9 protein-coding genes are annotated in these 8,313 nt (G+C 46.1%); 6 read left to right on the top strand and 3 right to left on the bottom strand.

Features of this window, described 5'->3' with window-relative positions; all coding sequences use genetic code 11:
- The 3 genes from VFS25_RS04650 to VFS25_RS04640 all read left to right on the top strand — a co-directional run.
- Positions 1 to 1,389, top strand: a 1,389-nt coding sequence (locus VFS25_RS04650) for an RHS repeat-associated core domain-containing protein (protein ID WP_326460954.1), incomplete at its 5' end; no start/stop codon positions are given.
- Entirely contained in the window at positions 1,346 to 1,768 is a 423-nt protein-coding gene (locus VFS25_RS04645) for a hypothetical protein (RefSeq protein WP_326460953.1), read from the top strand. The genes VFS25_RS04650 and VFS25_RS04645, both read left to right, overlap by 44 nt.
- Before the next feature lie 50 nt (positions 1,769 to 1,818).
- A complete protein-coding gene (locus tag VFS25_RS04640; protein ID WP_326460952.1) occupies positions 1,819 to 2,316 on the top strand; it encodes a hypothetical protein in 498 nt (165 codons plus the stop codon).
- Positions 2,317 to 2,756: 440 nt separating this feature from the next.
- Here the strand turns inward: VFS25_RS04640 and VFS25_RS25315 are convergent, their stop codons facing one another.
- From VFS25_RS25315 to metX, 3 genes are all read right to left on the bottom strand, one after another.
- Positions 2,757 to 2,903, bottom strand: coding sequence for a transposase domain-containing protein (locus VFS25_RS25315; protein ID WP_414647700.1), 147 nt, complete (start codon positions 2,901 to 2,903; stop codon positions 2,757 to 2,759).
- Between the two features lie 174 nt (positions 2,904 to 3,077).
- Positions 3,078 to 3,965, bottom strand: coding sequence for a hypothetical protein (locus tag VFS25_RS04635; RefSeq protein WP_326460951.1), 888 nt, complete (start codon positions 3,963 to 3,965; stop codon positions 3,078 to 3,080).
- 834 nt (positions 3,966 to 4,799) lie between these two features.
- Complete coding sequence (metX, locus tag VFS25_RS04630) at positions 4,800 to 5,825, bottom strand: homoserine O-acetyltransferase MetX (RefSeq protein ID WP_326460950.1); 1,026 nt, start codon at positions 5,823 to 5,825, stop codon at positions 4,800 to 4,802.
- Between the two features lie 114 nt (positions 5,826 to 5,939).
- On the opposite strand from metX, the gene VFS25_RS04625 reads away from it, so the two are divergent.
- From VFS25_RS04625 to VFS25_RS04615, 3 genes are all read left to right on the top strand, one after another.
- Positions 5,940 to 6,362, top strand: a complete 423-nt coding sequence (locus VFS25_RS04625) for an OsmC family protein (protein WP_326460949.1) — start codon at positions 5,940 to 5,942, stop codon at positions 6,360 to 6,362.
- Between the two features lie 61 nt (positions 6,363 to 6,423).
- Positions 6,424 to 7,614: a trans-sulfuration enzyme family protein gene (locus VFS25_RS04620; protein ID WP_326460948.1), complete on the top strand. Its 1,191-nt coding sequence runs from the start codon at positions 6,424 to 6,426 to the stop codon at positions 7,612 to 7,614.
- 70 nt (positions 7,615 to 7,684) lie between these two features.
- Positions 7,685 to 7,960, top strand: coding sequence for a hypothetical protein (locus VFS25_RS04615; RefSeq protein ID WP_326460947.1), 276 nt, complete (start codon positions 7,685 to 7,687; stop codon positions 7,958 to 7,960).
- Positions 7,961 to 8,313: the final 353 nt, after the last annotated feature.

Raw genomic sequence — 8,313 nt, 5'->3', positions numbered from 1 at the left:
TCTCCTTTAAAGAATTTTAATAGCAATGATTATCAGCGGTTGAAAGAGAAAGATCCTGATCAAAATAGACAAGACCGGCCAAAGGCCTATTTGAATTTTGCATTATTCGATGATCAGTTTAACTTAGTGGAAGACAACAGTGGCGTGCGGCAGGTAAAAGGCCAGCCGGACGAGCTGCAAACCCTGGCGGTTGACAAGATGGTGATGCAAAAGAACGGTTTTCTATATGTATACACCAGTAATGAAACCCAACAGGATGTGTTCTTTGATAACGTAACTTTAGGCGTTACATCAAGCCCGTTGGTTGAGGAAACGCATTATTATCCGTTTGGGTTAACGATGGCAGGGATTAGTTCGAATGCGTTGAAGGGAACGAATTATGCAGAGAATAATTACAAGTTTAATGGAAAAAAATTTGATAGTAAAGAGTTTAAGGACGGAAGTGGTTTAGAATGGTACGATTATGGCAATCGTGAGTATGATCCGCAAGTTGGCAGATTTTTTAGAATAGATCCGATAGCAAAGGATTTTGTTTATTTGACGCCATATCAGTATGCAGGAAATGATCCAATTAAAAATATAGACTTGGATGGCTTGGAGCCTAAGACTGCTGTGGAATCCTGGGATCTAAAGACAGCAAAGTCGCATACTTATGTAAACGGGCAGAAAGCTTTTTTAATTGATGGCTATTGGACCAATATTCAGCAAGGGGCCTATAATAATGTATATCAGTATTATACGCCGGAAAATGGGTGGAAAGAATTTACCCCAAAAACTCAGGAAGATTTTAATAAAGCAAGAGCAGAGGCTTTATATGGAGTTGCTAATGGCTTAGGAATGGGGTTCTCGGGGTTGATGATGACAGGGGCGGCGCTAATTACTGGAGGACAAAGTCTTACGCTATTGGGGGCTAGTTCTGGTTTAGCAGATGCAAGCGCTCAAATGGCAACAAGCGACAAGGAAGGTTTTTCTGAAAGACTTGAGGATATTAATTTAACTAGTGTGGGTGCTAGTGTGTTTTTGAAGAACCCATTTGCAGGAGCGATAGCGGGAAGTGCCTTGGATTATAGGATCAATGGAGGGTTCGATCAGTCAATTTTTAGTAATTCGCAGAATGCAAAAACTTTCAGAGGGTTAGCAATTGAAACTGTTATAGGAGGGATTGGTGGTACAGTTGGAGCAGCAGGGATGAATCATTTAGGTTTAGGTTCGTATTCTGGAATCAAAACTATGCTTACGAGTGGGTTAAATAGGACAGGTGTCGTTACATTCCAATTTGGAGCAAATGGTCTTACCGCAGGCCAGTTTAATGTTCTAAGTACAATGATAAGTAATGTTCTTAAAGATGCTGAAGACAACAAAAAGAGAAAGAAAAAAGATAAGAAATAATATAGCAAGGATTATACCTTTTGTGGTTTTATTTGTTTTTATATATTTATTCATAGTATATCAATTCAAAGGTAGCGAACTTAAAAATAACGCTATAATAACAACAGGAGTAATTCTTAAATTTAAAAGTGACTACCGGGGCGAAGGTGGTGCCTTTGTTTATTCATTTAATATTAATGGGAAATACTATGAAAATCAAAGAGCCTATCCCAACATACGAAGCTCGGATGGATATAATTTGGAAGGTAAGATCTTCCCCATTGTTTATGATAAAAATGATCCGGATAATAATCGCATGTTAATAACAGATAAGGACTTTAAAACATATTCTATTCCGTTCCCTGACAGCCTAAAATGGGTTGAGGATTATGTACGATAGAACGCATGTAACGTCTTTGTGGAGTATGAAATTTTTAATAGTTATACAGTATGAAAAGCAAAAAACGATTTAGTCTTTTACAAATACCATTAATTACAGGAATTTTATTTATCTATCCGCGACAGGCGTACTCACAGTTAGCGGAGAATCAAATTCAAAAAAATGTTGCAATAAAGTTTATGTATTATCTGGAACACAAACTTCCAGACAGTGCTTTTTTATTAATAACGCCTCAAAATGTAAAAAGCAATAAACATTTGAAAGAGGAATTAGGAGTTGCCGTGAAAGATATAGGAAATATTTTAAAGTATACCTATCCCTCTATTATATTAGTGAAGGATAAGACTGGAAAATTTTACAGATGTCGTTACTATAATCCTAAAGAAAAATATCCTGATTTTTATCAAGCCGACATCTATTTTGTAGACGATAAAGAGTATACCATAAATAAAGTCCGGTTTTATGACCGGAAATTGTTGATACAACAGCAGATTGCACTACAGAAAGCTGCAAATGAAATTCCACCACCACCCGTAATTAAGCAATAAGCTCAATACCGTATTTAATAAACTATAAAAGCAAAATGGGCCAGTCTCACTGAGGCATGGCTCTTTTTGTTCAATTCTCCCCTAAAACATTCTGCCCCTGCTCGTCTTCCTTGAGCCCCTGCGCCGTCGTTGTGTCTTCTGCAGCTGGTCTTCAGCCTTGTGTTCCCTGAGTCGCCGCTGTTGTGTCGTCTAACCAACACAGGAAGAGTGTTAACCTTTCCGCACCTCCCTAGAAGACAAAACATCATACGAAAATATTATAATAACATGAAAATAAAGGATCTCCTCAGGCAGGAAATTCTCATAGGTAATACATCTAATATATCACGTGTCTACACCAGTTGTGGTCTGAAGGACTACCCTTACCGTGTATGCCAGTTATCGGTCAGAAGTCAGTAAGCCTACGAGCAAGTGCATGTTATGAGGGAGCCGTATGATTTCTATTTTTGTGAGATGGCCCAGTTGTGCGGCAGGAGTTCTTTGATTTTATTAATAGGATGTATAGGAAGTTGGGTTAGCACATCTCTTAGCCAGGTATAGAGATTAACGCCATGCAATTTACAAGTACCCAACAAGCTGTATAGCATAGCAGATCTTCTGGCGGCAAGGTGGGACCCACAAAACAGGTAATTTTTTCTGCCAACAGTCACCGGACATAGAACGCATTAGTCTCAATATCTTATATTTAATGTCACATCAGGTTGCCTGCGCTTTTCAGCGCTGCCATTTAAGCACAGGAACAATATCAAAATCAGTCTACGCTATAAAAATACCGCTCTCGGCCCTTTTTCTATACGCCTTTTCGTAAGCCCAACCTCCATCTGTCCATCCTCCGTAATATGTATACTTACCTGTTTGGGCAACCGGACAAAAATCCGCTTTTTCCGCGCCGTACCGGTATGCTTCTTTACATCCCTCAGCTTCACCACCTTTACTGCTCCCGGCAACGGCTCCTTATCCCTTATTGGCTGCAAATATTCCAAATGATTGTTAGCATCTGCGCCAGCCGCATTTCCTGCCTTCAACCCCGCAGGCTGTAAACCAGTCCCGGTTACAGGTCCGGAGGGCGTGTTACCAACTATAGGCGTATCCGTTAGGTCAGCTGTATTGGCAGCATCGTCTGCCTGCCCGGCAACTGTAACACCAGGAGTTGCTACACAGCTATCAGTAATAGAAGCCTTTGCCGGTGCTATACCACCTGTAACAGCCAGCATCGCGCATGGCTGTAAGACAGGCAGCGCATTTTTTCCAGCCAGCATGCCTGCCGCCGCATCCTGCGCTACAACGTCTTTATCCATCGCTTTCTTCTCTCTTTCATCCTTCTGCAAATACGCTTGTTGCAGCCTGGTGCTGATTTCATCTGCAGCCACGCCCTGCTTCAGCATACGTTGGGCAGCGCCGGTCATGGTAAGGTACAGCACGTGCTGCCGTTCATGCCGGGGTATGGTACGGTAAACAGCCGACGCTATCCGCGATGCCTGCGCCATCAGATCTGCATATACGCGCGTGAGCGCAAATGCGGGGTCGTGCTTTACGCGCTTTCCGCTCAATGTACTTTTTCTGCGAACCAGGTGTTTTCCATCCATTTCGTAAAAACACAGGTCGCCGCGTGTGCCTGTGTAATAAACAGGACCTTGTTGTCGGGGCATTTCAGTAGAATTTTAAGTGTTTCGGTTAATAAAATTAACAGGGCCAATGATGATAACGGTGCCAATAATCAATGACGCTACTAATGTCAATAACGTCAATAGAACCATTCGAGATCAACTTGTTAAGCGAATCTAAGTAACCACGTAGTATCTCCCAAATAATGTGAATAAATAACTGGCACAGGCCCAAATGTGGGCCTGGTAGTTAACGATATCATATTGTACATGGCTCAAAAAGCAAAGCAAAAAGTTAAGGCCAGGCAAAACAATATGGGTAAAGCTATTTAAGTAAAGTAATGTATGTAAGTAATGCATGTAAGTAAAATGACGTAAGTGTGGTAATGTGGTAATGTAAACGAAGTAATGCAAATGGAGTAAGGCAAGTAAAATCAGGCGGGTAAGTAAGAAAGGTAAGGTAGTATTATGTGGCAAAACGAGATAAGGAAGATACGCAAAGGCTAATTAAGGTAAAGCAAAGTAATGTAATGTAAGGCAAAGCGAAACAAAACAAAGGAACGTAATGCACGCACTGCCCCCTGTACACACCGCCCGCCGGCAGGATTAAAAACAAACCTTGGCTGGCGCCACACGCTTGATGCAGCTCAATAGCCCTTACAATCCCCTACGACGTCATAAGCTTCATCAAGGCTCAAAACAGCCAGGCGCAGTTTGTTTTTAACCTGCCGGCAGGCGTACAATAGAGCGGTAATAAGCAGCCCGCAATAAAAGGTCAACAGACATACTAAGCCCAACCCCAACAGCCAGGTATGCAACCCCACCGCAACCGCCGGTTAAAGCGTACTTAACTCCTGGTAAAAGCGCACGCCATTGGTATTAAAAGCGCACTTGCATCCATTTACGCAGTATTTCCCCGATCTGCTCAAACTCGATCAGGAAACCATCATGTCCGTAGGAAGAATCAATTTCATGGTAAGTAGCATTGGGCATATGCTTTTCAAGGAACAGCTGTTCCTCGGGCGGGCATAATATATCGCTGGTAATGCCCATCAGCAGGGTAGGGTGGGTGAGCTGCCCCAGCAGGGTAGCCATATCCGTTTGCCGGCCGCGGGCAATATTGTGGCTGTCCATGGCTTTGGTCAGCAGCCAGTAGCTTTGGGCATTAAAGCGGTTCACCAGCTTATCGCCCTGGTAGTTGATATACGAAGAAGCCCGGAAGCCATCGGTTTTATCCTTGTCGGGGTCAGATTGGGTACGTACAAAGGTTTGATAGTTGCGGTAGGTAAGCATGCCAATGGCGCGGGCAGCTTTCAGCCCGCGTGCGCCGGCCTGCAGGTGCGGCTCCTGCCAGGAGCTGTCGGCCTCAATAGCCAGCCGCTGCGATGTATGGATGGCAATGCCCCAGGCGCTTTCAGCGGCGCCGGTGCACAGCAGGAACAGCCGTTCCATGGTATTGGGTTCGGCCAGCGCCCACTCCAGCACCTGGTAACCGCCCATGGAGCCGCCTACCAGCAGCTGTATCTTGTCAATACCCAGGTGTTTACGCAGCAGGATGTGCGCCTGCACCATATCCCGGATGGTAACGGCAGGAAAAGAATGGTAGTAGGGATGCCCCGTAGCAGGGTTATGGGTGAGCGGGCCGGAGCTGCCATAGCACGAGCCCAGTATGTTGGCGCATACAATAAAGTGCCTGGAGGGATCAATAACACGGCCTTCGCCGATCAGCCCTGCCCACCAGTCGGCCACGTCGGAGTTGGCGGTCAGCGCATGGCATACCCATACTACATTGCTGCCGGCGGCATTCGGTGTGCCATAGGTATGATAGGCAATGCGTAACTCAGGCAGCACGGCCCCCGATTCCAGTGTAAAAGCTTCTTGTATGTGTAAAACCTTTGCTGACAATCCCTAAAAAATTTGCGCGAAGCTACGCAATGGAACGGAGAACGCAAAACCACAACGTCCCCCGTTTTGCGTTCCCCTCACTTTAACCTAATTTTGCATCCAAATTCAAAAGCAATGAAGATCTCATTAAAAAGGATAGACGAAGGATTCAATATGGAAGCTACCGACGAGAACGGGCACACGGTACTCATGGATTCATCCATCGAAAACGGCGGTAATAATAACGGCGTTCGTCCCATGCAAATGCTTATTATGGGCCTGGGCGGCTGCTCCGCTATCGATGTGGTAATGATCCTGAAGAAACAGCGCCAGGAGATCACTGATTTCCGTATAGAGATCGAAGCCGACCGCGAAAAGGGTAAAGAGCCCAGCCTTTGGGAAACTGCGCGTATTATCTTCTACCTGGAGGGCAAAGTAGATCCTGATAAAGCTGCCCGCGCCGTAGAGCTGTCTATGAATAAATACTGTTCTGTGGCAGAAACCCTGCGCCGTTCCGGCACCAATCTTACCTGGGAAGTAAAAGTAAATAACGCTTAATAGCAGAAAGCAGAAAGCGTAAGGCCACAATCTGGAGCTTTCTGCTCTTAAATCTATTCCAATGAACGAAGAACAGCAAAAATACCAGCCCGAAACAAACGCCATACGCATTCAAACAGAAAGAACCTGGCAAATGGAGCATTCCACCCCTTTGTTCCTTACCTCCAGCTTCTGCTACGATAATGTGGAAGAAATGCGGGCCACCTTTGCCGATGAAACGGACTTCAACATCTACAGCCGTTTCAGTAATCCGAATGTGGAGGAGTTCCAGCAAAAGATAGCCGCGCTGGAGCAGGCCGAAGCGGCCTATGCCACCTCATCGGGCATGAGCGCCATCTTTGCCAGCTTCATGGCCCTCATGAAAGCTGGTGATCATTTGCTGTCGGCACGCGCTATCTTTGGTTCTACACATACGGTTATCACCAAGTATCTGCCTAAATGGGGCATTACTTATGATTACTTTGATGTGAACAAGCCCGAAAGCGTGGAAGCGCTTATTAAGCCCAACACCCGCATGATCTTTGTTGAAACGCCGTCTAATCCGGGGCTCGACATCATCGACGTCCGCTGGCTGGCAGACATTGCCAATAAACACAACATCCTGCTGAATGTAGATAACTGCTTTGCCACGCCGGTACTGCAAAAGCCCATACTCGACGGTGCACACCTGGTTACGCATTCCGCTACCAAATGGATGGACGGGCAAGGCCGTGTATTGGGCGGTGCGGTAGCCGGCAGAAAAGATCTTATAAAAGAGATCTACGCTTTCTGCCGTAGCACAGGACCTTCTATGTCGCCCTTTAACGCCTGGGTGCTCAGCAAAAGCCTGGAAACGTTGTATGTGCGTATGGAGCGCCATTCTGCCAGCACGCTGGCGCTGGCCACCGCGCTGGAAAGTCATCCGCAGCTGAACTGGGTACGCTATCCTTACCTGGAAAGCCATCCGCAGTATGCCATTGCTAAAAAGCAGATGAGCGGCGGCGGCGGTATCTTCTGCTTTGAGCTGAAAGGCGGAATTGAGCAGGGCAAACGTTTCCTGGATGCGCTGAAAATGCTTACCCTCACCGCTAACCTGGGAGATACCCGCAGCATTGCATCGCATCCGGCCAGCACCACACACTCCAAGCTTACAGAAGCAGAACGCCTGAACGTTGGCATTACCCCAGGCTTTATACGCATCTCCGTTGGCCTGGAAAATGTGCAGGATATTTTACAGGACATTGAACAGGCCCTGGAAGCATCTAAAGTATAAGAACATCTAAAATAGAATAGTTGTCCTGCGCCAAAGGTGCAGGACAACCACCATTATCCCTACCCATACTATGCACAGCATCACTGCTAAACCGGATAAGCTGCTGGTAGCAGTGCAGGACTGGCGCACAACCGACTCGCTGCTGAAAGCAGCAGGGCTGGATTTCCGCAAAGTGGCCTATATGGATAAAGCACAGCTGGCGCACCTGTTGAAAGTAGATGCCATACTCTCCGGCAGAGTGCTGGCTACCTCCTCAAAGTCATTGGCAGCCACCAACCTGCTGGATAATGCGTTATTCCCCCCGCTACGCTTCATACCCTGGTCTAAGCAAGCATCCAGGCCTTAAACGCACAGCGCCAGTTTTATGTACAGCTTTACGATGGCCATACCGGCAACCAGGTATGGAGGTTTGCAAAAGGCGTACAGGCTTTAAGTGTACAAGACGGTAAAAGAATGGAAGAAAGGCTGTACAAAGCCTTCATTAAAAGGTTCCCCTATACGCGTTAATGGCGTAAAGACATCTGTTTTCGTAAACAATTACAGCTATCACGGCAGCCAGCATCCTCCCTCCGCATTTTTTGCAGGCTTCAGCTCCGGCCCTTGGCCGGCGTCACCCGCTTGATGCTGCTTTATAGCAATCCAAGCGCAGATACGGCATGCAACGTTTAATAGCCCACCAAACAGGCGGGCGCAGGCCGG

Origin of the sequence: Chitinophaga sp. (genome assembly GCF_035761305.1) — a bacterium.
Classification (GTDB): Bacteria; Bacteroidota; Bacteroidia; order Chitinophagales; family Chitinophagaceae; genus Chitinophaga.
This window is presented reverse-complemented; position numbering and strand designations above follow the sequence as displayed.

Excerpts from the sequence above, each read along its gene's own strand:
- VFS25_RS04645 (WP_326460953.1), top strand. The coding sequence starts at position 1,346 with ATGCTGAAGACAACAAAAAGAGAAAGAAAAAAGATAAGAAATAATATA.
- VFS25_RS04640 (WP_326460952.1), top strand. The coding sequence starts at position 1,819 with ATGAAAAGCAAAAAACGATTTAGTCTTTTACAAATACCATTAATTACA.
- VFS25_RS25315 (WP_414647700.1), bottom strand. The coding sequence starts at position 2,903 with ATGCTATACAGCTTGTTGGGTACTTGTAAATTGCATGGCGTTAATCTC.
- VFS25_RS04635 (WP_326460951.1), bottom strand. The coding sequence starts at position 3,965 with ATGCCCCGACAACAAGGTCCTGTTTATTACACAGGCACACGCGGCGAC.
- VFS25_RS04625 (WP_326460949.1), top strand. The coding sequence starts at position 5,940 with ATGAAGATCTCATTAAAAAGGATAGACGAAGGATTCAATATGGAAGCT.
- VFS25_RS04620 (WP_326460948.1), top strand. The coding sequence starts at position 6,424 with ATGAACGAAGAACAGCAAAAATACCAGCCCGAAACAAACGCCATACGC.
- VFS25_RS04615 (WP_326460947.1), top strand. The coding sequence starts at position 7,685 with ATGCACAGCATCACTGCTAAACCGGATAAGCTGCTGGTAGCAGTGCAG.